Raw genomic sequence first — 22,861 nt, 5'->3', positions numbered from 1 at the left:
CTTTATCGTTTCAACTGGAATAAACAAAATAACGAACACATATGTTTAAGCAGTGGTCAATTGTTGAAAGGGATGAAGAGCATGTCACAGCTGAACTTTGATGAAAATTTGTTAACAAAAGTAGCATGGTATTACTATAAAGATCAACTAACGCAACACGAAATAGCTTCACTTCTCCACATTTCAAGAAATAAAGTTGTTCGGTTGTTAGATAAAGCACGTACGGAAGGTGTCGTTACATTTCACGTAAAAGGTACTGGTTTACACTGTTTAAGCATTGAACGTGACCTTATGAAAAAATTCCATCTAAAAGATGCTTTCGTTATTCCAACACCAACTGAAGATTATGCATCATCATTCGGAAAAGCCTCTGCACAATATTTAGAAACTCATCTGCAACAAGGAAATTTACTCGGCATCGGCTGGGGCGAAACGATAAGTAAAATGCTAGAAAACATTCATTTTGAAACTTCTATGAATCTTTCAATCGTTACCCTTACAGGTGGTGTTAACCATTATATTCCGAGAAAACAAAACTACTTGAACTACATGCAAGGAGATCTTCACATCATTCCTACCCCTTTTCTAGCATCCACTAACGAAATGGCACAAAGTATTCTATCAGAGCCGAGTGTGAAAGATATGCTTCACGTCGCTTCACTTGCCCATACAGCAGTAGTTGGCATTGGAAGCTTATCTCAAGATGCCACTATTGTGAAAGAAGAAAAATTAACGCTACATGAAATGACATATATACGTAGTCAGAACGGGGCCGGAGATATCTTAGGACAATTTTATAATACTGACGGAAAACAATTAGAACTCCCCCATCATAACCGTCTTATTGGCACACCACTCTCTGTTCTTAAAAATATGAAGCATGTCGTTGGTGTAGCTGGCGGCACAGAAAAGATAGATGCAATTTACGGCGCCTTAAAAGGAAAATTCATTCATACATTAATTACCGATGAAGAAACTGCCCTCTCCTTATTAAGAAAGGAAGGTGACTCTTAATGTCCTCTTTATTAGCTTACGATGCTGGTACAGGAAGTATTCGAGCAGTCCTTTTTGATTTACAAGGAAATCAGCTTGCTGTTAGTCAAAAAGAATGGATTCATAAATCAGATAGTCGTTACCCTGGTTCTATGAATTTTGATGTGAAAGAAAACTGGAAACTCGTTCAAGAGTGTACGAAGGATGTTCTTCAAAAAAGTAATACGTCCCCCTCTTCTATTAAAGGTATTAGTGCAACGAGTATGCGTGAGGGCTTTGTTTTATACGATAAAAACGGGCAAGAAATATGGGCTTGTGCAAATGTTGATGGACGTGCATCAGCAGAAGTTAGTGAACTAAAACAAATTCGTTCCGAAATTGAAGTGGATTTATATAAAAAATCCGGTCAAACTTTTTCATTATGTGCTTTACCTCGCTTACTTTGGATTAAAAAACATGAACCAGACGTGTACAGGAACATTCATTCTTTCACGATGTTAAACGATTGGATTTTATATAAATTGTGCGGCGTACTACAAATTGATCCTTCAAACGGATGTACGTCCGGTATATTCGATTTACAAAATAGAGTTTGGGATAACTCGGTTGCTGAGCAATGCGGTCTTACTCTAGCCTTTGCTCCAAAAGTAAATGAAGCTGGTACAGTTATCGGGAATATCACAAAACGCAGTGCTGAATTAACAGGATTACATGAAGGAATTCCTGTCGTTGCTGGCGGCGGAGATGCACAAATGGCATCACTTGGAACTGGAGTTGTAAAACCTGAACAAACATTTATATGCGGGGGCAGTTTTTGGCAACAAGAGGTAAATATAACAAAATTAGAAACTGATCCAAATGCGACGATTCGTGTAAATTGCCACGTCATTCCTAACCTATGGCAATACGAAACAATCGCTTTCTTCCCTGGCCTTGTTATGAGATGGTTTCGAGATGCTTTTTGCCAAGAAGAAAAGAAACTTGCTGAAAAACTCGGTATAGATGCTTATGAATTATTAGAAGAACAAGCGAACGAAGTACCTGTAGGCTCACATGGGATTATCCCCACTTTTTCAAACGTCATGAACTACATTTCTTGGCGGCACGCCGCACCTTCTTTTTTAAATTTAAGCTTAGATGCTGACAAATGCGGGAAGAAAGACATGTTCCGCGCGATTGAAGAAAATGCGGCCTTCGTTACACTTGGCAACTTAAAACTAATTGAAAATCTCACAGGTACGTTCCCTTCCGAAGTCGTTTTTGCTGGCGGTGCTGCTAAAGGAAAACTATGGCCACAAATTCTTTCAGACGTACTCGGAATTCCTGTGAAAGTACCAGTTGTGAAAGAAGCAGCAGCTTTAGGAACTGCAATTGCTGCTGGGGTTGGTGCTGGCATATATTCATCTATGGCAGAGACTGCCGAACAGTTTGTACAGTGGGAAAAAACATTTGAGCCAGTCACTGAAAATCATGAACTATATAAGGAATTCTATGAAACATGGAAAACTGTGTATAACAGTCAGCTCGCTTTAGCCGATAAAGGGCTCACCTCACATATGTGGATTGCACCCGGTGCTCTGTAACATATTACATAAAGGAGTGAAATGTATGTTAAAAGCGAATGAAAATGATTTCTCCTATCGCTTCGGTGATAACGGCCCGAAATATTTAATACAAGGTCCGAATATTGATCTTGGGCTTGTCGTCATTCAGCCTGGGCAAGAGTTTCAAAATCATTATCATACAACGTGCGAGGAAGTCTTTTATGCATTAGAAGGAGAAATAGACTTCTATGTAAATAATGAAAGAGTCCCAATTAAACAAGGTGATGTCTTACAAGTTCGCCCTCATGAATCTCACTATCTAATTAACCATTCTGACAAACCTTTTAAAGCTGTCTTTATCAAGTCACCACATTTACCAAATAAAGATACTGTACAAACGGAAAATCCAACATTAACGAAGGAGTGATTTCACATGACTTGGGGATTTAAAAATCGATTAAATACAATTTTACCTGATGGTAGAGCGGTAATGTTAGCGATTGATCATGGCTATTTCTTAGGACCAATTCACGGACTAGAACAACCGTTAGAAACAGTAAAAAACTTGCTTCCTTATACAGACTCCCTCTTTTTAACTCGAGGTGTACTCAGCTCCTGTATACCTGAAAACTGCAACACACCGATGGTTATGCGTGTATCAGGCGGGGCAACCGTCGTCGGTAAAGATTTAGCGAATGAAACAATTGTTACACCTGTAAAAGAAGCAGTAAAACAAAACGCAATTGGCGTTGGTGTTTCTGTCTTTGTTGGATCAGACTATGAAACACAAACTGTTTCAAATCTCGCAAACGTAGTTTCAGAAGCTCACGATTACGGACTGCCAGTACTCGGCATTACCGCCGTTGCGAAAGAATTGCAAAAACGTGAAGCTCGCTTTCTAGCACTTGCCTCCCGCGTATGTGTTGAAATGGGAGCTGACATTATTAAAACGTACTACTGCGAAGGATTCGAAAAAATAACGAGCACATGCCCTGCTCCAGTCGTAATCGCGGGCGGTCCGAAACTAGATTCAATCGAAGACGCATTAAACATTACGTACAACGCCCTCCAAGAAGGCGCAATCGGAGTAGACATGGGCCGAAACATATGGCAATCCGAACATCCAGCTGCGATGATTCAAGCAATTCATGGCATTGTGAAAAATAGATTGAATGTGAAAGAAGCGCTGGAACTTTATGATGATGTGAAAAATTAAGGTAAAAGACAGACTATTACACTTAAATATATACAAAATCAATATTTACTATAAAGAAAGCCCATATGTTAGATTACTGAGTAACCTAACATATGGGCTTTCTTTTACATTTTTATTATTCCGAATTTGGTCAGATTTCTACAGATCGCGTACGTTCCAAACAATCTCACCGCGCTCGTCCCACGTACTGTGATGCCGCTCAAATCCTATCTTTTCTAGTACTCGGAAGGACGCAACATTCCAAGCACCTACAGTCGACCAAAGTCTTTGGCGCCCCGTAGCAATCGCAGCCTCCAGTACAGCGGATGCTGCCTCTGTCGCATAACCCTTGCGATGAGCACTACGGAACAACTCGTATGCAATCTCCGGCTCTTCAAGCGTTGAACGACCGATAATTAAGCCACAGTATCCGATGAAATCGCCTTCGTCTCGCCTACGGATAGTGAGAAGAGAAATACCATTTTCAGCTGCTTTCTTGCGCATCTCAATAAGATAGCTACGAACAGAGTCAATGGTTGGCATGTCCACACCACGTTCGCCAATTAATTTTCTCAGCCAGACTGCATCGGATTCCTCCCACATATTCAGGTCGAGTCGTTCCGTTTTCAGCTGGAATGCCATAGCTTTATATGAAGTTGTCATAGTGAGAACCTCCTATTTATATCACTGTACTACTCATAATAGTTTCGCACCTCATCGCATCAAAAATAAGATTGATTCTCTAAATTTTCTAGCAACAGCACAAAAAAATTAGAGTTCTTTTATGCATAAGCAATTCCTCTAAAAAATAGACCTTTTTATACAACTTTATTTTAAACATACAATATTGGCTTTAAGATGAATACGCTCTAGTTTATTAACAGTTTGTTTTTCACTTATCATACAAATAAAATGATCAAGCCCCTTTCCAAACTGGATAGGGGCTATATTTACATCTTAAAACAACTACTCTTGATGAGCACCATTAAGCTTTGGAACTTTCTTACCCTCTCTATAGTCAAGGCAAGACACTTCAATTAACAATCCATTAAACATTGTAAAATAAAAACCATAACTACTACCTCTCATTGCATACGGTTCCTTGTCTATTTCAATGCCACCAGCTACTAAACGATTATATGCATGATCAACTTCACTTGAAGTATCCACTAAAAAACCAATATGAAAAGCTTCCGGATACATAACTTCCTTATTTCCCTTAAATGCTTTTGGATCGCTTAGCACAAGTATAAATCCACTCTCATCACTCATCACTACTAGTGCCTTTCCCTTTTGCTCCAAAAATTGAAAATCAAAAAATGTTTCAAAGAAATGTCTCGCTTCTGATAAATCATCAACACATAGATTCATATGATTTAACTTCATTTACTCATCTCCTTTTAAGCAGAGGGTATATATACTCATATTGATAACACTTACATATGTAAAGAAAGATATACCGTCTAAGACTCTTTTATAGTCTTATGCTTTTTCCTATAGCTTAGAACGTTTTTCGAAAGGAATGCAATCATATGAACAATTCGACATGGAGTATCGATTTACCTATATAAGTTGACAAGTGTTATAGCCCTATTATTTACTCTCCAAATTAAGTAAAATCCACTCAATCAAAGAAATTGCTGAAGAAATCCGCTCTGTCGTATCTCCTAAAAACACTTTATTAAGTAAATCATCAAAATTAGTCGGTTTAATAGATAATGCTTGAATATACCTTAAAGCAGACCCAGCTGGAGGTGTTGGTCTGTTATTAATAGCCCATATTCCCTCTAGCAATGTCCACATTGATGTGTGAACTATGTATGAAGCTTTTAATTCATCTTTTGCTTTCAAAGCAGCCTGAATTTTAATTAGCGAACTATGTAACCAATGAGAAATGCCTTTTACTTTATCACTAGAAACAGAATAATTTTCATATTTATGTTGAGCTATTTCCTTTAACCTTTTCAACTCACCGTTACTATCAAATAAAATTTCTCCTTCTAGAAAAGAGTATAATTCCATTGGATTATTTTTAAAGTTTAATTGAATTCTTTTAAAGTCTGCATACTTATATTCAATTAAAATACCTTCTCTCTTTTCAGAATGAAAATCTTTCTTTTGTCCATTCTCTAAAAGGACGTATACATCTAAATCGGATTCGGGGTATGCGTCACCTCTTGCTATAGATCCGATGAGCATTAATCCACTCTCTTCATTCCTAGCTATATATTCATTTAGAATTTTATGTACTAACTCTTTATGGTTTTCATATGTAATAAACGAAAGATTTTCTATCATTTTTACCCTCCAAGTTATTGAGCACGTAATATAATTCCTATAAGAATATATTGATATTTCTCAGTTTCTAAAATACGCAAACACCTTTTAAACGATTTTGAATTATATTTTTTCCTCATACATATCCATAATAAATACTGCTAATTTTTACATACCAAGCTCTATTTTATTTTCACATACTTGTGAAATGCTTAGTCGCATTGCTTTCTATTAATTCTTTGTGCAATTGGGTGATCATCCTTTAGTTGCAACAGATCCCATAAATTCCCGTATAAATCCTTAAACACTGCAACAATTCCATATGCTTGCTCTTTCGGTTCTCTCACAAATTCTATTCCTCTTGAAATCATTTCATTATAATCTCTCCAAAAATCATCAGTATTTAAGAAAAGAAATACTCTACCACCTGATTGATTACCAATAAAGGGCTCTTGCTCTGGTTTAGATGCCCTAGCTAGTAATATTGTGGTGCCGACTGAACCTGGAGGAGATATCACCACCCACCGTTTGTTTTCTTCTGGCTGATAAATATCTTCAACTAATGTGAAATTTAGTTTCTTTGTATAAAATTCTATTGCCTCATCATAGTCTTTTACTACTAATGCGATATGAACTATCGATTGAACCATTATTGTTCCTCCTAATTTTACTCACTGATCGAATTTATATTATAACATTTCTAGTTTTAACTTATCCGTTAATTATTCTTACATCACATGCAAATCATTCTCTTTATTCAATGTTAATAACCATCTATCAATAAGCAGATAGATGGTTATATATTTGAAAGAATATAATTAAACAAATGTATTTTTACGACTGTTGATAAGCCGATTTTGATGATTTCACATAATAAACCCCATGTTCAACCTTAATGATATGATCTGGTTTTGGTTTACCACGACCGGCTCTATGTCCAGCTAAATGTTCTTCACTTGTTTCCCAGTTTTTCCATGCTTCTTCAGATTCCCAGCGAATCATTACGACAACTTCTTCGTCACCGCGTCTTACTTTTTTCACAAGAACACTTAAGTCAATGAATCCTTCAAATTTTTCAATAATTCCTTCTCCTGTGAAACGCTCTACAACTATATTAGATGTACCTTCTTTTACTGTAAATGTCTTCGTTTCGATAAACATATATCCCACTCCCTCTTTGTAATACGAATACTAGTATTCTCCTATTATAATTGATTATGATAATTATTTTCAATTATAAAGTTTCAAATTTTTAGAATTATGCTGACTTCTCCTCAATCGACTCATCTAAAAATTTAAAATACGGTAGCAATATCCCTATTAAAGAAGTGACACATATAATCGTACCGATGATAAAGTATAGTGTTCTCACTCCCCACATTTCACTCAGTATGCCTCCTAATAACACCCCTAACGGCATAGCTGATCGTATGAAAAATAGTCGCACTGAAAATACTTTTCCTATCATATTATTTGGGACAGTTTGTTGGCATATTGTCGTGTTATGAACATTGAAAAATGCAATACAAATACCTGCAATTATTTCAATGAACACCGCAATTACTATACTATGATTGAACCCTAGAGAAATGTATGTTAGTCCTCCTAAAAACAATCCTCCAAGCATAAGTATACGCCGGCTTTTATATGTTATTTTTCCAACTAGTATTGATCCAACTACATAGCCAAGCGGGAAACCGGCCATAAAATAACCATACTCCGCATACCCCGCTGACAGCTCATCTTTTATATAAGGAAGATTTGTAACTATCGTTACCCCAACCCCAAATTGCACGAAAGTAAGAAAGACACCGAGCCAAACGATTATTGGTTTTGTGAAAAAATATGTAAAACCGTGAAGAAACTGTTCTAGCCACGTTTTTCTCAATTCTTGCTTTACCCTTTTTTCTTTTATGAAAAGTAACAATCCTCCACTAATGAATAGACAAACACATACGAACATTATTGTTAATTTGATTCCAATAAATTTAATGACGATACCACCTAATACTGGTGCAAGAAACATCATAAGACGGGTCATTCCATCAATATATCCATTCGCTTCTTGAAGGTGCTCTTTACTTACAACGCTTGGTGTAATTGCTTGGCTTGCAGGTGTATAAAGCGGCGTAATAAGCCCAATTATAATTTGTACGACATACACATGCCAAACTTCTATACTACTAGTAACTAACATGACTAACGGCAATAAGAAAACCGAAGCTCGCATCCATTGCGAAAAAATCATAATCCACTTTCGGCTCCATTTATCAATAAATGGGCCACTTATAAGTTGCAATATGAGAGACGGGATAAAATATAGTAACCACATGCTACTTAATGCTGTTTTTGATCCTGTTAATTCATAAACGAGAATTGAATTACATAACGTCCCAAAAGCCCCACCTAATTCTGAAATTGCACTGCCAATCCACATAAAAAAGAACGAACGATTTTTCAATACATTCTTCACTATAGCTCACCAACTTTTCTATTAAATTCCTCCCTTTATGTACATTCTCGTTGTATATTATCTATTCAAAAATGCATCTAATTCTTTCGCTAAAGACTGCAATGCTTTCTTTCTTAACACATATTTCCCATCATGAATATCAACTAACTTTGCTGAACGTAAAAGTTTCAAATGATGATGTACTGTCGATTTTCCTAGTTGTAATCTTTCCGTTATTTCTTGCAGTGTACGCTCTTGTTCAAATAGTAGTTTTACAATACGCAATCTCGCCTCGTCCCCGAGCGCCTTATGTTTATGAACTAAAAAATAGCTCGGCTCATATGGATCTTCCGGATGAATACTTTCATTTGCGACCGGATAATGAAATACTTTCGTGTCTTCAATATCTGCTTCTATGTTCCACGGTCTGTATGTGATTTGCGGGATAAGAAGTACATGATGCACACTTGGTTCTGGCATGTATATAACTCCACCTGTTGCCCATTCGACAAACTCTTCCGGTTTCATCTTTTTACTCATTTCATTTTTCGCTTCATAATCTCGCTCTAATATAGAAAGTAGTTGCTCTTCCTCTTTCTTAATAACAATTTCATACCATCCTGTCATAACAGCGATTAAATGCCCTTTTAATACTTGCACATCTGTATTACATATAAACTCAATATACGCAGAGAAAAATTGATGTTCCTGTGTTAATTCCATTAGTTCTTGTGCTGCTGAAACTTCTCCGCTAGCTGCTAAATGTCTTTTTTCTTGATGGATTTCTCCTAAAAACGGTAAGCACACATATTTAAAATCTACTTCCGATAGCGAATTGATATTATGAACAAACTGAGATAAATCCGTAAAATCTCCATCATACAGTAACTGTAGCAACGCTTTCCATGTATTGTGCTTCTCGACAAATTGCAAATGCTCTATCATTTCATGAGGTAAAGATTTTTTAATTTCTTCCCATTCGCTTTGAGGCTTTTCAAGAGTATCGATTAACCTCTTATGAGTAATTGCTGCAATGCCAAGTGCACATTCGAAAAGTATCGAATACTTCATTTGAACATTGTACGTTTCCCTTTTTCTACTCGTTACGTGAAAGACTTCCATTTCATCCCCTCCTTATTTGCTATGTATTAAATTCTACATTTATCGAATTATACCTTCTATATTTTTAGAATTTTGAAACATTACAAAATTTATTTCACTGCAATTTTTAAAATTTAAGCTGCAGTTACTTTTCATGTTCAACTATGAGGCAGGTTTCTTGATGAGAAAGGAGAATTTATTGCAGTAAGAAAAATGATTTAGAAAGAATAAGTTTATTTCTGCAATTGCTACAACGGCGTCATATTGTTCTTTTAGAAACGTACCTACTTATCTAACACTTATTGTTGGTCTATCTCATAGTTAAGGAGGCTATATGAATGGGTAAAAAAGAAATATTACAAAATGGAGTCAAACAAGTTTTTTACGATGAAGAATGGTACCCACCGATATCAGAAGCGTTAAAGAATCTTACCGCTGCACAAGCATGTTGGCAACCAGAAGGAAAGGCCAGTAATACGATTTGGGAAAATGCAAACCATTTACTAACCTTTAAAGAGCGCTTACTTTCTCGCTTACATCAAGATGACACATTTGTTGCTCCACAAAATAATGATGACACGTTTGTCCAAGGTGGACCTAATGATGAGGATGATTGGCAGCAAACAGTGAAGCGAACGCTTCAAGTACATGATGCCTTACAATATTCATTAACATCCCTTCAAGAAGCAGAACTGGATCAACCAAGTCCTTCTCTACCTGTTTGGCAACAATATATGAATATCCTTTTGCACGATGCTTATCATACAGGACAAATTATACAACTTCGTAAACTCCAAGGTTCATGGCCAGCTCATCGTTCATATTTATAAGTGATGATTAAAGATGATAGACAGGCATATCATTCTACATTAGCAGAATAAGTACAAAAAAAGGCAAATGAGATACTAGCTCTCATTTGCCTTTTTGCATGTTGGAGAAACGTCCTACAATGAAATAAAATTCACCAAAGAATGTTCAAATATATAGTAAAAATTTAATCAGTGGGATTTTGTCCATCCCCACTGATTATTAACCCAAACCAATCGGGCATTTCCGGGCCATTAATATGGGATAAAAAGTTCATTCATACTTATCGATTCATCTGTGCATCGTTCAATAGCCCAATGATTTCACTCAACATTTCTTCTGTAAAAGCACCTGCGCTAAAGTTCACTAATGCTCGTAATGGCATATAGTTCAGCATAGCATCCATCATTTCAGAGGCATCACTATCCCCTTCAGCCATACTACCAAACGGGCTATCTTTTAATGCTTTTTCCATAAGCCCTTTTGCAATTGGTGCTAAAATTGGGTCTGCAAATATATCTCCTAGCAAAGTATTACGATGCACTGTTTTTTGAATTATAGTCGTTGATTGTACATACATGTTATCTTGTAAAACTATCTCTCTTGAAGACTTACCTACTAAAATCTCAAATTCACCTGTTTCAACATGCCAGTCCTTCAACTCAACATTATAATAAGCAAATGATCTTTTATTTAAAGTAAAGTTAACCGTTTTTTCTTCTCCCGGCTGCAATTCTACTTTTTCAAATCCTTTTAATTCTTTTTCAGGACGAATCATTGTACTTTCAACATCTTTTATATAGAGTTGAACAATTTCTTTCCCTGCCGTACTACCAATATTTTTCACGTTTACAGTGACAGAAACTGTCTCCGTATCCTTTATTTCTTTCTTATCTACTGAAAGATTACTATACTCAAAGTTTGTATAGCTTAACCCAAAACCAAATGGGAACAATGGTTCAATATTTTTCTTATCGTAATAACGGTATCCGACGAAGACACCTTCTTTGTATTCCACTTTGTCACCTTCACCAGGGAAGTTTAAGTAAGAAGGATTATCGCTTAAAACTTTCGGGAATGTTTCTGCTAATTTCCCGCTTGGATTCGCATCACCAAATAATAAATCAGCAATTGCTCCGCCTAATGCTTGTCCACCTAAATAGCCTTCAAGTATGCCTTTTACTTTACCTATCCATGGCATTTCAATTGGAGCACCATTACTTAAAACTACAACGATATTACTTTGAACTTCAGCAATAGCCTCAATTAATTGCACGTGATTTTCTGGCATCTGTAAATGCCTTCGATCAAAACCTTCTGACTCATAACGATCTGGAAGTCCAACAAAAAGGACTACTGTATCTGCTTGCTCTGCAATCTTTTTTGCTTCATTAATCATGTTTTCATTTACATCATCGCTTGCAAGGTCATAGCCTTGTGCAAATAATATGTTTGTTTTTTCATCTGATACCATTTCGATTTCTTCGAGAATACTTTCAAGCTTTGTTGGATTAATATGAGAGCTTCCGCCTCCTTGATAACGTGGTTGCTTTGCAAATTCTCCAATTATCGCTACCATCCCCTCTTTTTTCAGCGGAAGGATGGAATCTTCATTTTTTAACATAACCATACTTTCATTTGCAACTTCTCTAGCAAGCTGATGATGCACGTCCTTACTATACACAGCGTTTTCTATTTGGTTATCATAAGCTTTAAAAATAATGTAAAGTAATCGCTCTACTGCTTGCTCAAGCTTTTCTACAGATAGCTCACCACCATTAACTGCATCAACAATCTTCTTCTCACCAATTCCAAAGCTTGAAGGCATTTCTAACTCCAAACCGTTAGCTAAACCTGCAACACGCTCATTTACTGCACCCCAATCAGAAACGACAAAACCTTCAAATCCCCATTCATCTTTTAAAATATCATTTAATAAATAGTTATTTTCCGAAGCATATTCACCATTTATCTTGTTGTAAGCACTCATCACTGTCCAAGGCTGTGCTTCCTTAATGACATCTTCAAAGCTAGCAAGATAGATTTCACGCAAAGTTCTTTCATCAACAATTGCATCTACAGACATTCTGCGGTGCTCCTGATTATTAGCAGCGAAATGTTTTAATGACGTTCCAATCCCTTGACTTTGTACGCCTTTCACATGGTTTGCAGCCATTTGAGATGATAAATACGGGTCCTCTGAAAAGTACTCAAAGTTTCTTCCGCAAAGTGGCGTACGTTTTATGTTTGCACCTGGTCCAAGGAGAACACCTACATTTTCAGCCTGACATTCTTCTCCTAATGCAACTCCTACTTGATTTATTAAGTCTTTATTCCATGTACTTGCTAACCCTACTGCTGATGGGAAACAAGTCGATGGAATACTGTTATAAATCCCTAAGTGATCTGCTCCCTCTGCTTGTTTTCTAAGCCCATGTGGTCCATCAGTTACCATAATAGAAGGAATTCCTAATCGCTCAATCCCTTTTGTATTCCAAAAGTCTAATCCAGAACATAGACTTGCCTTTTCTTCTAACGTCATTTGTGAAATGATTTTCTTAATATCTCTTTTCATGATAGCCCTCCTAAAAAACAATTAAGTAAACGCTTTCTTGATGTCATTATAGTTATTATTTTTTAGATATTATGGTATATTCTTTAGAATACTTGTAAAAATTTTGGCTTATTATATTTATGATTATTTTGCAGAGTAACATAAGATGTACCCTCTTATTGTGAAACCATTGCTCAAGAGAGGATTTTATGTTGCCTTTAACTTGTAAATATATTGGCTAATGTTTAATGAATAGAGGTTAAAATAATGAATTGCTCCAAACTAGAAGATCTATATTATATTTGTAGGCTAGTCTTTGACATACATAAAACACCTATCTTTTTCATTGATAACAAAGGAAATTTAGCATTTGAAATCTCTCCAAATTTTCAGCATAACCCTTTGTATTCTTCAAAAGAGGAGTTGCTTAACCAAGTATTTAGGGACAATCCTCCCTATACTTTTCCGATACTTGAAGAGACTTCTTTTCTTGAAAATTTTTTCTCAATTAACTTGCGTTTAAACGATCAACTGAGTGGGAATATCATCGTTGGACCAGTCCTTTATTCCAGGTTATCAGAAACCTCAATTAAAGGACTCATTAATGATCTTCAACTAAAAATAGACAAAGAGAAAATGATTCGATATTATCATTCTCTCCCCATCTTAAGTAATTTGAATTTTTTAAATGTGAGTATGGTTCTTTATTACATGCTGTATCAACAAAAATTAGACATTGCTGATATTCTGCAAAAAAATATACTTGTAAAAAAGGCAGAATTTGAAATAGAGCAGCCTGACGTACAAATATCAGAGCAACGTCAAAGTACATTAACTCATATCGATCCACTAATTGAAAGGGAAATTTTCGAGTGTATTAAGCTGGGGAAAAAGGATAATTTAATTAAAAATCTAAAGAAATTGCCTGAATCAGGGGATCTTGGGGTGTTATCAAAAACAAGTCATTTGCGAAGCCAGAAGAATTCTGCCATCGCGGCAATTACACTTGCGACTAGATCAGCTATAGATGGTGGACTATTCCCTGAAATCGCATATACCCTCAGTGATTTATTTATTCAAAAACTCGAAGAAATAAATAAAAGTGAAGCCATTTCTCCATTTTTGGAGAATGCTTTACTTGAGTTCTCAGAACGAGTTAAAAATGGGACGATGCAAAAACATTCAAAACCTATAAACGTATGTCAAAATTATATATTTACTCATCTTTACGAAGAAATCACGCTATCCCATCTAGCCGAAATAGTCGCATTAAACCCTAGCTATCTATCTTCCCTTTTCAAAAAAGAAATTGGAATTTCACTAGGCGAATATATACAGCGTGCTAAAATTGATGAGTCAAAAAGTTTAATGACTTATACGAGACATTCTATATCCGAAATTTCTTCATTATTAAATTTCCATGATCAGAGCCATTTTACAAAGGTCTTCAAAAAACATACTGGTGTTTCACCTAAACAATTTAAAAATGGATGTTTTTAATGCTTATCGTCCTACTAAGAGCAACCTTCTCTCGTTCGACCAATAGATTTATTTTTGTTGCTTTATATTATTAATAAAAATCCCCTCGACTCGTGTTGAGAGGATTTTTATTAATGATATACGTTTTTTCTGTTTCCTTTCCATTCTCAATACATGGCTTTTGAGCTAAAGGAAAATAAATGGTGTAAATATTTCTCTAGCTTCTTCTTATATCTCCTAATGTATAATACGTTTAGAAAGTTCAAATTCTTTTTATTAGTTGTTGGTCATCCAATATACAAATCCTGAAATATATGGAATTAACCACACAATTACACTAAATGTGTGAAACTTTGCTAATCTTTTAACAGCATACATGAATGATTGAGTCAGGTTAAAAAAATAAATTAGGGACAGTCATAACTGCCCCTAATTATTAAATGGGAAAAACCCTACTCGATGTTTTTATTGACTATAAAGTTAGCCCGCCATCTACAAGAACAATTGAACCGGACATATAGCTCGCCTTATCTGATGCTAAGTAAGCAACCATTTCAGCGAGTTCTTTCGGATCAGCATAACGACCCATTCTCATATTGGAAATCTCTTCTGGAACGTATCCACCTTTTGCAAACTGAGCTTCAACACTTGTTGTTAATGCTGTTTTCACACCACCAGGACAGAGTGCATTTATAAGAATTCCTTTTTTCGTATATTCTAATGCAGCACCCTTGGTTAAGCCTACAACCGCATGTTTGCTTGCAGAATATGCAGCTACACTGTGCTCAGGACGAACCCCTGCAGTAGAAGCAGTATTAATAATTGAGCCACTTCCTTGCTCCTCCATCACTTTTAACACATATTTCATTCCAAGGAAGACCCCTTTTACATTGATAGACATAATGCGGTCAAATTCGGATTCTTCTATTGAAGTGAAAGGTGCGAACTTTTGGATAACACCTGCATTGTTGAAAAATATGTCGATACGTCCATATGTTTCGACTGCTTTCTTTACATAGTTTTGCACATCTTCAGTTTTCGAGACATCGGCCTGGACAAAGATACCTTCTCCGCCCTGTTCTTTCACAAGTTTTAACGTTTCTTCTCCTGTTTCCTCATTGAAATCGACTAATACAACTGTTGCACCGTTACTAGCAAGTTTCAAACTGCTTGCTCTTCCGATTCCACTTCCTGCACCAGTTAAGACAGCAATTTTATTTGATAATTCCATGTTTAATTCCTCCCTAGTTAATATTCCTTTTTATACAATCATTTTATTGCTTGTATAAAAAGGAATATTGTATTATCTTACGAATAATAGTATTTATTTAAGTATTATAAAAATATAGCCAATTCCAAAAAAATGAATGGAGTTTATGGACTAGATGGAAACGGTCATACAAGATTTACAATATATATGTGAGCTTATTTATGAAGCTCATCAAATACCTGTTTATTATGTCAATCAATTTAGTGAGATTGAATACGAATTTTCAAGTAGAGACTTACAGGGGCATTCATATTACAGCCAGTTCAAGGAGCAAATCAGTGTCTATACTTATGAAGAGAATTCAAAGGATTTTCCTATCTTCTTTTCGAATTCAAATTTGAACTTTTTCTTTGTCAATCTACAAAAAACGAACCTATTTTTAGGCACTATTATTTTAGGCCCTACCCTTGAGTCAGAAATATCTGATGAAAATATTAGCAAAATCCTTGATGCTTTTAACGGAAACCTGAATAAAAGGAAACTCATTGAATACTATCGTTCCATCCCCATTATTGATAGTCAACAATTCCTAACCATTAGTCTATTAGTTTATTATTTGATGTATCATAAAAAGCTTGATAAAACGATGGTCATCCAAAACAATAAAGCGCTGACCCTTGATATGATTGAATTAGAGAATCCGGATCTTGAGCTTTCAAAAGGGAGAAGGAATTTCATTTTCCATTCCAATCTTTCATATGAACGAGTTTTGCTTGATTATGTCAAAAAAGGACGAATAAATAAAATAAAGGATATCTTTGATTACTCTATTGTCGGCGAGGCGGAATTAGGGTTATTATCGAAACGAAATCGCCTAAGAAGTGAAAAAAATTTAATGATAACTGGAATTGCTCTTGTTTGCAGAGCGGCCATTGAAGGTGGTTTAAATACTGAAGCGGCCTTTACCTTAAGTGATTTCTATATTCAACAACTCGAGGAATTAGGAAGCTTAAAAGCAATTTTAAAATTAATGGAAGAAGCCATAATGGATTTTACCAATCGTGTGCACCAATTAAATGAAGAAAAATATTCTGCAACAATTACAGCTTGTCAACATTATATTTATGACCATCTTTATGACGACATCAGACTTAATCAGCTTGCACAAATGTGTCATTTAAGCCCAAATTACTTATCATCACTTTTTAAAAAAGAGGTTGGTAAACCACTAAGTGATTACATTCAACAGCAACGAGTTGACGAAGCAAAAAAACTATTACTTTTAACTAATTATTCGATTTTAGACATCAGCATGTGGCTGAATTTCAACGACCAAAGTTATTTTATAAAAATCTTTAAAAAATACACTGGTTTAACCCCCAGGCAGTTTAGAAATGATCATTTTCCCGATCATACAACGACATAATTATTCTATCAAATAGGGGTGCCAGCACATCACTATCGACCTAAGATAAATTTATATCCATAATTCAAAAAAAAATGGACGAAAAGACCATCTTGATATTTTAGGTGTCGTTTATCAGTACACTGTATCCAATACCGAACAGAAAAAGGTACTGGGCTAGGTATTATGTTAAAGAGCGCTTGTGTGTGGTGCTCTTTTTTAGTTTTTACTAAGAATTTTGATTTTGTGCATCTTAATAATTATTCATTTTTCATTTAGTTAACTTTGCAAAATAAGCTTTGTATATAATATCATTCAAGAACACAAAATATTTAAGTGACCATTTATACTTACATTATTTTTGTCATAATAAAAAAAGGAGCTGTATAGCATGGATAAAGAAAATCTATTAAACCGACCGATTAATCACGTCCCATCAGATGCTCTTAATACCCCTAGTAAAGCCCAAGAAGAAATGCTAGAAACGTCATCTCAAGAGAAACAACCCCTCGACAACAAAATAGATATTACCCAAGACCTATATGGCACAGACTTACCCATTTCAGATGTAGAAAGAACAACAAACAAAAAGTAAATTGCAACGAAAAAATTTTAAGAACGAGTAAACTTGATTCTTTTTCATTTATTTATAACGAACCGCTCAGGTGCAAATTTCAAAATCAGGGATTTATTTTAGCCTAATTCACGAAAGAATTCTCCTTCCTCAAACATGGACAGATCAATAGCCAAACGGTAGGTGAAAGATGAATTTTTCTTTCTGTGCATAGATAGGAAAACGAGCACCCTATCGCTATAAATAGGCGTGCTCGTTTTTACTTTCATTATATTATCGATTTAATATCCTATTTCCTATCAAATCCAGTAGGGAACCAACAATCCCTAACGGCATTTCCTAATCCACCGCAATTATTATTTGAATCATTTAAAATTTCTCCATATCGGGCATCTACTATTTAAACAAAAACTCCCCTTAAATCAAAAATGATTAAGAGGAGTCAGTTAAATATGATGAAGTTATAGTTCAGATTTCACTTGAACAGAAACATTGTTTTTAATTAAATTTTTGACGTCTTTAAAGGTAACAAAATTGTTACTTTGCTCATCCCAAAGACGGAAACGAATTGAACGCAAGCTTGTAGCAAGAGTAATCGTTGGTACATTTTTTAAAGGAAGCGTATTATTGTGTGCCTCTTCTAATTTATAGTTAGGTACTCTTGGACTCAAATGGTGAACATGATGAAATCCAATATTACCAGTTAGAAATTGCAGGATTTTTGGAAGTTTATAAAATGAACTTCCTTCCACTGCCGCTTTCACATATTCCCACTCTTTATCTTCTTCAAAATAAGAATCTTCGAATGTGTGCTGTACGTAAAACAGCCAAATACCTACTGAACCTGCTATTAAGAATATCGTACCATGTACTAAAAGAAACGATTGCCATCCGATTGCCCAGCAAAGTACCCCTATTAAAGCAACAATTAAAACATTCGTCAAATAAGTGTTCATGCGTTCTTTCTTTCTAGCACCTTTTCTGTTAAATCTATTTTTAAGAAGGAAAACATAAATCGGACCTAATCCAAACATAACCAACGGATTGCGATATAAACGATACGCTAAACGGAGTCTAAATGGTGCTGCTAAATATTCATTCACTGTAAGCGTCCAAATATCTCCTGTACCTCGCTTATCCAAATTACCACTTGTAGCGTGATGAACGGAATGCTCATGCCCCCATTGATCAAACGGGAATAAAGTTAAAACACCCATACACGTCCCTACTATTCTATTTACACGGCGACTTTTAAAAAAAGAATGATGGGTACAATCATGAAAAATAATGAAAATCCGTGTCATAAATCCAGCGGCTAACAGTGATGGAACTAATGATAACCAATAAGAAACGGACAAACTTTTATAAGCAAGGTACCATAAGATAATAAATGGCACTACCGTATTGATGATTTGCCAAATACTTTTTTTTGCCGTTGATTTTTCAAAAGGAGCAACTTGTTTTTTTAAATTTTTAGTATTTTGTAAGTTCATTTTTTCTAATTCCTTTCCGTTTTGTTGCTAATTCGTATTATAACACATTATTAGTAGTAGGTGTTATATGTAGGTATAATAAATATTTTATAATATAAAAATCTCTTTTTTCTTACTCATCCCTTACAAATTGCTTACGTCCAAAAAGCTTCTATAATACGATAGAAAAAGCATTTGTGGAAGTTGATAATAGTAATCCCTCATTTTCATGAAGTTAACAACAACCTGTTTCCTAAAACCGTAAAAAAGCCGATTCCCCATAAATTTAAGGATAATCGACTTCTTTATTATTTATTTAATTGTAGTATTTGAAGACATTTTAAAAGTATTATCTATAAAACAATCCGTTTCTCAGTTTCTGAATCGAAATAATGCACTTTATCCATGTTGAAACCGAGCTCTATATTTGATTGACTTTGCACATCTAAAGATGTGTCCACACGTGCAACAAAAGATTGACCATTAATGTTAGAATATAAATATGTTTCTGCCCCCATTAATTCTGCTACATCAATAGATACCGTTACTTTTGCGTTATACGGTAAAGCCTCGATTGCTTTTCCATAATAAAAATCTTCTAGACGTATCCCTATTATGATTTCTTTATTCGTATATCCATTGTTTCGCAAACTCTTCATCTTCTCTTCTGGCACTTCAAATTTCCACTTATCAATCATAACTGCATTATCTGTTAATACTCCTTTGAAAAAATTCATTCCAGGAGAACCAATAAATCCGCCAACAAATACATTCTCTGGATTATCATACACTTCTTTCGATGTAGCGACTTGTTGTACAATCCCGTCTTTTAGCACAACAAGGCGAGTGCCATCGTCATAGCTTCTATTTGATCGTGAGTAACTGTGTTCGGTGCCTTTTTTCATAAAGAGCAGTACTTTTTATTTTCATCTAAAATTTAAATTTACTTAACAATAAAAACAAGATTAAAATAAATAAAAGTTTATTGTTAAACGATAAATTTCATGTTAGATTAAATAGATAATATTTAAATGAGGTGCTTTATATGAAACAAGGATCAACACTCTTTTTAAAGACAGCTATTATCCTTATCGGTATCCCTGTTCTTGCTTTATGTATATTTTTAGTTCCTAACATAGGGAATTATGCAGCGGAATTGTACCCCAATTTTGCATTAATAAAATATCTGGTGTTACTTACTCTATATGCAACAGTGATACCTTTTTATTTTGCTCTATATCAAGCCTTTAAACTTGTAAGCTACATTGACAAGGGTAACGCCTTCTCGAAATTATCTGTTAGAGCTTTAAAGAAGATAAAACACTGCGCAGTAACAATTAGTATATTATATGTAGTAGGCATGCCACTCTTCTATCTTGTGGCAGAGAGAGATGACGCACCTGGTATTATTATACTTGGGATGCTTCTAATCTTTGCTTCAATGGTTATCGCAGTCTTTGCTGCCGTTCTCCAAAGACTTTTAAAAGATGCGATAGATATAAAATCAGAAAATGATTTAACGGTCTGAGGTGAATAACATGGCAATAATAATTAATATTGATGTAATGTTAGCTAAAAGAAAAATGAGCGTAACAGAGCTTTCAGAGAAGGTTGGAATTACAATGGCTAACCTTTCTATATTAAAAAATGGAAAAGCAAAAGCAATTAGAATTTCAACTTTAGATGCTATTTGTAAAGCATTAGAATGCCAACCTGGGGATATTTTAGAATATCAACCTGAAGATAGCGAATAAAAAGAGTCCTTCTATTAATGAAGGACTCTTTTTATTGCTCATTACGGCGCGAAGCTAACTTGACCCGTCAAAACTAAAATAATTGCGATGATCCAAAATATAAAAAATGATGAGGACAGTACTAATGAAATAATAGCTATCCCCTTTTTCTCTGTTTTTTTCGTCATTGTGATTATTGAAAGTATAATACCTACACCTGTAAGAGCAATTGTAATATAATCACCCACTATATTACCCGCATTTGCTATCCTCGTCGGAGTTATAAAAACGAATAAAAAACACATAATCCCGATGAGTAAAGATACATAGCTTATTATGCTATACTTCTTTTTGGGAACTATTTCAGTTTTCATATTAACCCACCCCTTCTATATAGCTATGAGTTCATATTAGCATGAATAACCATAATTCGGTTAAGATAGCAGATACTTCTGCAGCAATTATCCCATTTTCCCCTGGGACATATAACGCTACAAAATTAACAAGACACTTGTTACAGTGACGTATACCCTTTCCATACGTATAATTAACCTACCGATAATAACTATTTGTTCTTGTTTAGTTAGTTCCACTTTACTTTCTCCTCCAAAATAAAAAGCACCCGAATGGATGCTTAGATAAAAGTTATTCATTTTTACTTTCTCTACTTTCATCATTAATGGGTTTCGAGTCTAACATGCTTCCAATATCAGGTGGCAAAGCTAACTCTATACCAGCTACTGGTTGATTATCTTCATTAAACCAACGTTTCTTAAACTCATCCAATTCTTCATTCCTCTTATTTTTATCCATATTATCCCGCCTTTTATGTACATATGAAGCACTTCACTTAATATGTACATTGAGAAAGATACTATGCTATTTTTTCAACTCTCACATAGCTTATATAATTTTCACATAATAAAAGAGCCACCAAATAGTTACTAAAAAAACATCTTCATTCAAATCATAATTTCTAATTCGTCAATTACTATAATTACGGAATATGAAGTTTTATTCTTCCCTCAGCTAACAACCATGATAGACATTCTAGGTGAACTTATCAGGTAAACTTCATTTTTCATTATTTATCACTGTACTCATTCGAGTGTCACTCGAAGTGTTATTTAAGTATTCATAAATCGCTATGAGATAGTTTACATAATGAGTTTAAATATGAATTAACTTCAATACCACTAGAGTTATTATTACCTACTGATATTCGGGTATGGAGAAATAAATAGAACGGTGTAATACACGCTTCTTTTCATGTAGGTGACGGCTATTTTTTTTAATAAAGATGGACAATCATTCTTTAATCCTTGGCAATAAGTAAATATAGATACCTTGTTGCATACATGGGGGAAAGAACGTATTAAAGTATATAGAAAATAAAAATACAATCGCTCTAAAAAATAAAGACTGTACCTTTAAATTGAAAGATACAGTCTTTAATAATAACTTATTTTACAAAGAAAATTCTCTATCAATCACTATCTTAAAAAATTCCGAATAATTCGATAAATAATAATCAGCTACGTCACAGTTCCCTTGAAACATACATGTTGAAATACCTAATTCTTTTGCAGGTAATAAATCTAATTCTCTATCTCCAATAGCTAAATCGATATTGTGCTTTTTATGCAGATGATCATAAGCTAAAGAGTTCGGTTTTCGTGGGAAGCCATCGTCAATTGTAACCATGTCTACGAAGTATTTGTCCCAGCCGTAATGATTTAATATAGATAATACCCCCGCTCTATCTTTGTGAGTCATAATTACATTTTTATCGGCAAACTTTAAAACCTCTTCCACTTTTTCAAATGGTTTTATATCTTCTATGATAATGCGACTCTCTAATACATCAATTTCACTTAATTGTTTTTTAGATACTTCATAATAATCAATTGCGTGAGAAAATGAAACCTTTAAATTTGTATAGATTTCTTCTTCACTTATTTCCTCCCCTAAAACTTGAGAAAGAATCTTTGTATAAACTGGATACGTATCAAATAACGTCCCATCAAAGTCCCATAAAATATTCATTGTATTCACCTTTCTATTT

At 34.8% G+C, this 22,861-nt stretch carries 23 protein-coding genes and 1 pseudogene; 10 read left to right on the top strand and 14 right to left on the bottom strand.

The genetic code is table 11. The features are described 5' to 3' along the window. Positions 1 to 81: 81 nt before the first annotated feature. The 4 genes from SJY24_RS15330 to lsrF are packed head-to-tail and all read left to right on the top strand — an operon-like array spanning position 82 to position 3,753. On the top strand, positions 82 to 1,014 hold the full coding sequence (locus tag SJY24_RS15330) for a sugar-binding transcriptional regulator (RefSeq protein WP_377865279.1): 933 nt from the start codon (positions 82 to 84) through the stop codon (positions 1,012 to 1,014). Continuing rightward, positions 1,014 to 2,576 (top strand): autoinducer-2 kinase, encoded by a 1,563-nt coding sequence (gene lsrK, locus SJY24_RS15325; protein WP_377865278.1) that lies wholly within the window; start codon positions 1,014 to 1,016, stop codon positions 2,574 to 2,576. Before SJY24_RS15330 ends, lsrK begins: the two co-directional genes overlap by 1 nt. Positions 2,577 to 2,601: 25 nt before the next feature. After that, on the top strand, positions 2,602 to 2,964 hold the full coding sequence (locus SJY24_RS15320; RefSeq protein WP_000909986.1) for a cupin domain-containing protein: 363 nt from the start codon (positions 2,602 to 2,604) through the stop codon (positions 2,962 to 2,964). Positions 2,965 to 2,970: 6 nt separating this feature from the next. Then, positions 2,971 to 3,753 carry a 3-hydroxy-5-phosphonooxypentane-2,4-dione thiolase gene (lsrF, locus tag SJY24_RS15315; RefSeq protein ID WP_105585063.1) on the top strand — a complete coding sequence of 261 codons (783 nt, stop codon included), beginning with the start codon at positions 2,971 to 2,973 and terminating at the stop codon, positions 3,751 to 3,753. 138 nt (positions 3,754 to 3,891) lie between these two features. On the opposite strand, the gene SJY24_RS15310 is transcribed toward lsrF, so the two are convergent. The 7 genes from SJY24_RS15310 to SJY24_RS15280 form a co-directional block, all read right to left on the bottom strand. Beyond that, positions 3,892 to 4,395, bottom strand: coding sequence for a GNAT family N-acetyltransferase (locus SJY24_RS15310; protein ID WP_377865277.1), 504 nt, complete (start codon positions 4,393 to 4,395; stop codon positions 3,892 to 3,894). A gap of 303 nt (positions 4,396 to 4,698) precedes the next feature. Then, positions 4,699 to 5,118, bottom strand: coding sequence for a VOC family protein (locus SJY24_RS15305; RefSeq protein ID WP_377865276.1), 420 nt, complete (start codon positions 5,116 to 5,118; stop codon positions 4,699 to 4,701). A 207-nt stretch (positions 5,119 to 5,325) separates the two neighbouring features. Continuing rightward, complete coding sequence (locus SJY24_RS15300; protein ID WP_377865275.1) at positions 5,326 to 6,030, bottom strand: nucleotidyltransferase domain-containing protein; 705 nt, start codon at positions 6,028 to 6,030, stop codon at positions 5,326 to 5,328. A gap of 191 nt (positions 6,031 to 6,221) precedes the next feature. Further along, positions 6,222 to 6,659: a VOC family protein gene (locus SJY24_RS15295; RefSeq protein WP_377865274.1), complete on the bottom strand. Its 438-nt coding sequence runs from the start codon at positions 6,657 to 6,659 to the stop codon at positions 6,222 to 6,224. A gap of 184 nt (positions 6,660 to 6,843) precedes the next feature. Then, a complete protein-coding gene (gene hmoA, locus SJY24_RS15290) occupies positions 6,844 to 7,170 on the bottom strand; it encodes a heme-degrading monooxygenase HmoA (protein WP_000469495.1) in 327 nt (108 codons plus the stop codon). A 97-nt stretch (positions 7,171 to 7,267) separates the two neighbouring features. Then, positions 7,268 to 8,482 carry an MFS transporter gene (locus tag SJY24_RS15285; protein WP_377865273.1) on the bottom strand — a complete coding sequence of 405 codons (1,215 nt, stop codon included), beginning with the start codon at positions 8,480 to 8,482 and terminating at the stop codon, positions 7,268 to 7,270. Between the two features lie 57 nt (positions 8,483 to 8,539). Continuing rightward, entirely contained in the window at positions 8,540 to 9,583 is a 1,044-nt protein-coding gene (locus SJY24_RS15280) for an ArsR/SmtB family transcription factor (protein WP_377865272.1), read from the bottom strand. Between the two features lie 317 nt (positions 9,584 to 9,900). Here SJY24_RS15280 and SJY24_RS15275 point away from each other — a divergent pair, with 317 nt between their 5' ends. After that, positions 9,901 to 10,392 (top strand): DinB family protein, encoded by a 492-nt coding sequence (locus SJY24_RS15275; protein WP_377865271.1) that lies wholly within the window; start codon positions 9,901 to 9,903, stop codon positions 10,390 to 10,392. Positions 10,393 to 10,652: 260 nt separating this feature from the next. Here SJY24_RS15275 and SJY24_RS15270 read toward each other — a convergent pair whose 3' ends face one another. Beyond that, entirely contained in the window at positions 10,653 to 12,944 is a 2,292-nt protein-coding gene (locus SJY24_RS15270) for a glycoside hydrolase family 3 C-terminal domain-containing protein (protein ID WP_377865270.1), read from the bottom strand. 246 nt (positions 12,945 to 13,190) lie between these two features. Here SJY24_RS15270 and SJY24_RS15265 point away from each other — a divergent pair, with 246 nt between their 5' ends. Beyond that, a complete protein-coding gene (locus tag SJY24_RS15265) occupies positions 13,191 to 14,423 on the top strand; it encodes a helix-turn-helix domain-containing protein (protein WP_377865269.1) in 1,233 nt (410 codons plus the stop codon). A 451-nt stretch (positions 14,424 to 14,874) separates the two neighbouring features. On the opposite strand, the gene SJY24_RS15260 is transcribed toward SJY24_RS15265, so the two are convergent. Continuing rightward, on the bottom strand, positions 14,875 to 15,633 hold the full coding sequence (locus tag SJY24_RS15260) for an SDR family NAD(P)-dependent oxidoreductase (protein ID WP_377865267.1): 759 nt from the start codon (positions 15,631 to 15,633) through the stop codon (positions 14,875 to 14,877). 154 nt (positions 15,634 to 15,787) lie between these two features. Between SJY24_RS15260 and SJY24_RS15255 the strand changes: the two genes are divergently transcribed. Both SJY24_RS15255 and SJY24_RS15250 read left to right on the top strand, forming a co-directional pair. Next, positions 15,788 to 17,038 carry an AraC family transcriptional regulator gene (locus SJY24_RS15255; RefSeq protein WP_377865266.1) on the top strand — a complete coding sequence of 417 codons (1,251 nt, stop codon included), beginning with the start codon at positions 15,788 to 15,790 and terminating at the stop codon, positions 17,036 to 17,038. Positions 17,039 to 17,408: 370 nt separating this feature from the next. Further along, a complete protein-coding gene (locus SJY24_RS15250) occupies positions 17,409 to 17,612 on the top strand; it encodes a hypothetical protein (protein WP_377865264.1) in 204 nt (67 codons plus the stop codon). 440 nt (positions 17,613 to 18,052) lie between these two features. Here the strand turns inward: SJY24_RS15250 and desA are convergent, their stop codons facing one another. Together desA and SJY24_RS15240 are read right to left on the bottom strand one after the other, a co-directional pair. Next, positions 18,053 to 19,084 carry a Delta(5) desaturase DesA gene (gene desA, locus SJY24_RS15245; protein WP_141527635.1) on the bottom strand — a complete coding sequence of 344 codons (1,032 nt, stop codon included), beginning with the start codon at positions 19,082 to 19,084 and terminating at the stop codon, positions 18,053 to 18,055. Positions 19,085 to 19,416: 332 nt separating this feature from the next. Continuing rightward, positions 19,417 to 19,946: pseudogene (locus SJY24_RS15240) on the bottom strand (ATP-binding cassette domain-containing protein); the annotation flags it as partial. Positions 19,947 to 20,108: 162 nt separating this feature from the next. Between SJY24_RS15240 and SJY24_RS15235 the strand changes: the two are divergent. Continuing rightward, complete coding sequence (locus tag SJY24_RS15235; RefSeq protein ID WP_377865263.1) at positions 20,109 to 20,591, top strand: DUF2975 domain-containing protein; 483 nt, start codon at positions 20,109 to 20,111, stop codon at positions 20,589 to 20,591. A gap of 10 nt (positions 20,592 to 20,601) precedes the next feature. After that, positions 20,602 to 20,817 carry a helix-turn-helix domain-containing protein gene (locus SJY24_RS15230; protein ID WP_098767623.1) on the top strand — a complete coding sequence of 72 codons (216 nt, stop codon included), beginning with the start codon at positions 20,602 to 20,604 and terminating at the stop codon, positions 20,815 to 20,817. A 41-nt stretch (positions 20,818 to 20,858) separates the two neighbouring features. On the opposite strand, the gene SJY24_RS15225 is transcribed toward SJY24_RS15230, so the two are convergent. The 3 genes from SJY24_RS15225 to SJY24_RS15215 form a co-directional block, all read right to left on the bottom strand. Further along, entirely contained in the window at positions 20,859 to 21,170 is a 312-nt protein-coding gene (locus SJY24_RS15225) for a hypothetical protein (protein WP_377865262.1), read from the bottom strand. A gap of 271 nt (positions 21,171 to 21,441) precedes the next feature. Then, positions 21,442 to 21,609 (bottom strand): hypothetical protein, encoded by a 168-nt coding sequence (locus SJY24_RS15220; RefSeq protein WP_097808126.1) that lies wholly within the window; start codon positions 21,607 to 21,609, stop codon positions 21,442 to 21,444. 654 nt (positions 21,610 to 22,263) lie between these two features. Further along, positions 22,264 to 22,842 (bottom strand): HAD-IA family hydrolase, encoded by a 579-nt coding sequence (locus tag SJY24_RS15215; RefSeq protein WP_377865261.1) that lies wholly within the window; start codon positions 22,840 to 22,842, stop codon positions 22,264 to 22,266. Positions 22,843 to 22,861 lie beyond the last annotated feature (19 nt).

The organism is Bacillus sp. R86525 (assembly GCF_042466195.1).
In the GTDB taxonomy this organism is placed as follows: Bacteria; Bacillota; Bacilli; order Bacillales; family Bacillaceae_G; genus Bacillus_A; species Bacillus_A nitratireducens.
Note: the sequence above shows the minus strand (reverse complement) of the source record. Positions and strands in the feature narration are given on the sequence as shown.

Excerpts from the sequence above, each read along its gene's own strand:
- SJY24_RS15330 (WP_377865279.1), top strand. The coding sequence starts at position 82 with ATGTCACAGCTGAACTTTGATGAAAATTTGTTAACAAAAGTAGCATGG.
- lsrK (WP_377865278.1), top strand. The coding sequence starts at position 1,014 with ATGTCCTCTTTATTAGCTTACGATGCTGGTACAGGAAGTATTCGAGCA.
- SJY24_RS15320 (WP_000909986.1), top strand. The coding sequence starts at position 2,602 with ATGTTAAAAGCGAATGAAAATGATTTCTCCTATCGCTTCGGTGATAAC.
- lsrF (WP_105585063.1), top strand. The coding sequence starts at position 2,971 with ATGACTTGGGGATTTAAAAATCGATTAAATACAATTTTACCTGATGGT.
- SJY24_RS15310 (WP_377865277.1), bottom strand. The coding sequence starts at position 4,395 with ATGACAACTTCATATAAAGCTATGGCATTCCAGCTGAAAACGGAACGA.
- SJY24_RS15305 (WP_377865276.1), bottom strand. The coding sequence starts at position 5,118 with ATGAAGTTAAATCATATGAATCTATGTGTTGATGATTTATCAGAAGCG.
- SJY24_RS15300 (WP_377865275.1), bottom strand. The coding sequence starts at position 6,030 with ATGATAGAAAATCTTTCGTTTATTACATATGAAAACCATAAAGAGTTA.
- SJY24_RS15295 (WP_377865274.1), bottom strand. The coding sequence starts at position 6,659 with ATGGTTCAATCGATAGTTCATATCGCATTAGTAGTAAAAGACTATGAT.
- hmoA (WP_000469495.1), bottom strand. The coding sequence starts at position 7,170 with ATGTTTATCGAAACGAAGACATTTACAGTAAAAGAAGGTACATCTAAT.
- SJY24_RS15280 (WP_377865272.1), bottom strand. The coding sequence starts at position 9,583 with ATGGAAGTCTTTCACGTAACGAGTAGAAAAAGGGAAACGTACAATGTT.
- SJY24_RS15275 (WP_377865271.1), top strand. The coding sequence starts at position 9,901 with ATGGGTAAAAAAGAAATATTACAAAATGGAGTCAAACAAGTTTTTTAC.
- SJY24_RS15270 (WP_377865270.1), bottom strand. The coding sequence starts at position 12,944 with ATGAAAAGAGATATTAAGAAAATCATTTCACAAATGACGTTAGAAGAA.
- SJY24_RS15265 (WP_377865269.1), top strand. The coding sequence starts at position 13,191 with ATGAATTGCTCCAAACTAGAAGATCTATATTATATTTGTAGGCTAGTC.
- SJY24_RS15260 (WP_377865267.1), bottom strand. The coding sequence starts at position 15,633 with ATGGAATTATCAAATAAAATTGCTGTCTTAACTGGTGCAGGAAGTGGA.
- SJY24_RS15255 (WP_377865266.1), top strand. The coding sequence starts at position 15,788 with ATGGAAACGGTCATACAAGATTTACAATATATATGTGAGCTTATTTAT.
- SJY24_RS15250 (WP_377865264.1), top strand. The coding sequence starts at position 17,409 with ATGGATAAAGAAAATCTATTAAACCGACCGATTAATCACGTCCCATCA.
- desA (WP_141527635.1), bottom strand. The coding sequence starts at position 19,084 with ATGAACTTACAAAATACTAAAAATTTAAAAAAACAAGTTGCTCCTTTT.
- SJY24_RS15235 (WP_377865263.1), top strand. The coding sequence starts at position 20,109 with ATGAAACAAGGATCAACACTCTTTTTAAAGACAGCTATTATCCTTATC.
- SJY24_RS15230 (WP_098767623.1), top strand. The coding sequence starts at position 20,602 with ATGGCAATAATAATTAATATTGATGTAATGTTAGCTAAAAGAAAAATG.
- SJY24_RS15225 (WP_377865262.1), bottom strand. The coding sequence starts at position 21,170 with ATGAAAACTGAAATAGTTCCCAAAAAGAAGTATAGCATAATAAGCTAT.
- SJY24_RS15220 (WP_097808126.1), bottom strand. The coding sequence starts at position 21,609 with ATGGATAAAAATAAGAGGAATGAAGAATTGGATGAGTTTAAGAAACGT.
- SJY24_RS15215 (WP_377865261.1), bottom strand. The coding sequence starts at position 22,842 with ATGAATATTTTATGGGACTTTGATGGGACGTTATTTGATACGTATCCA.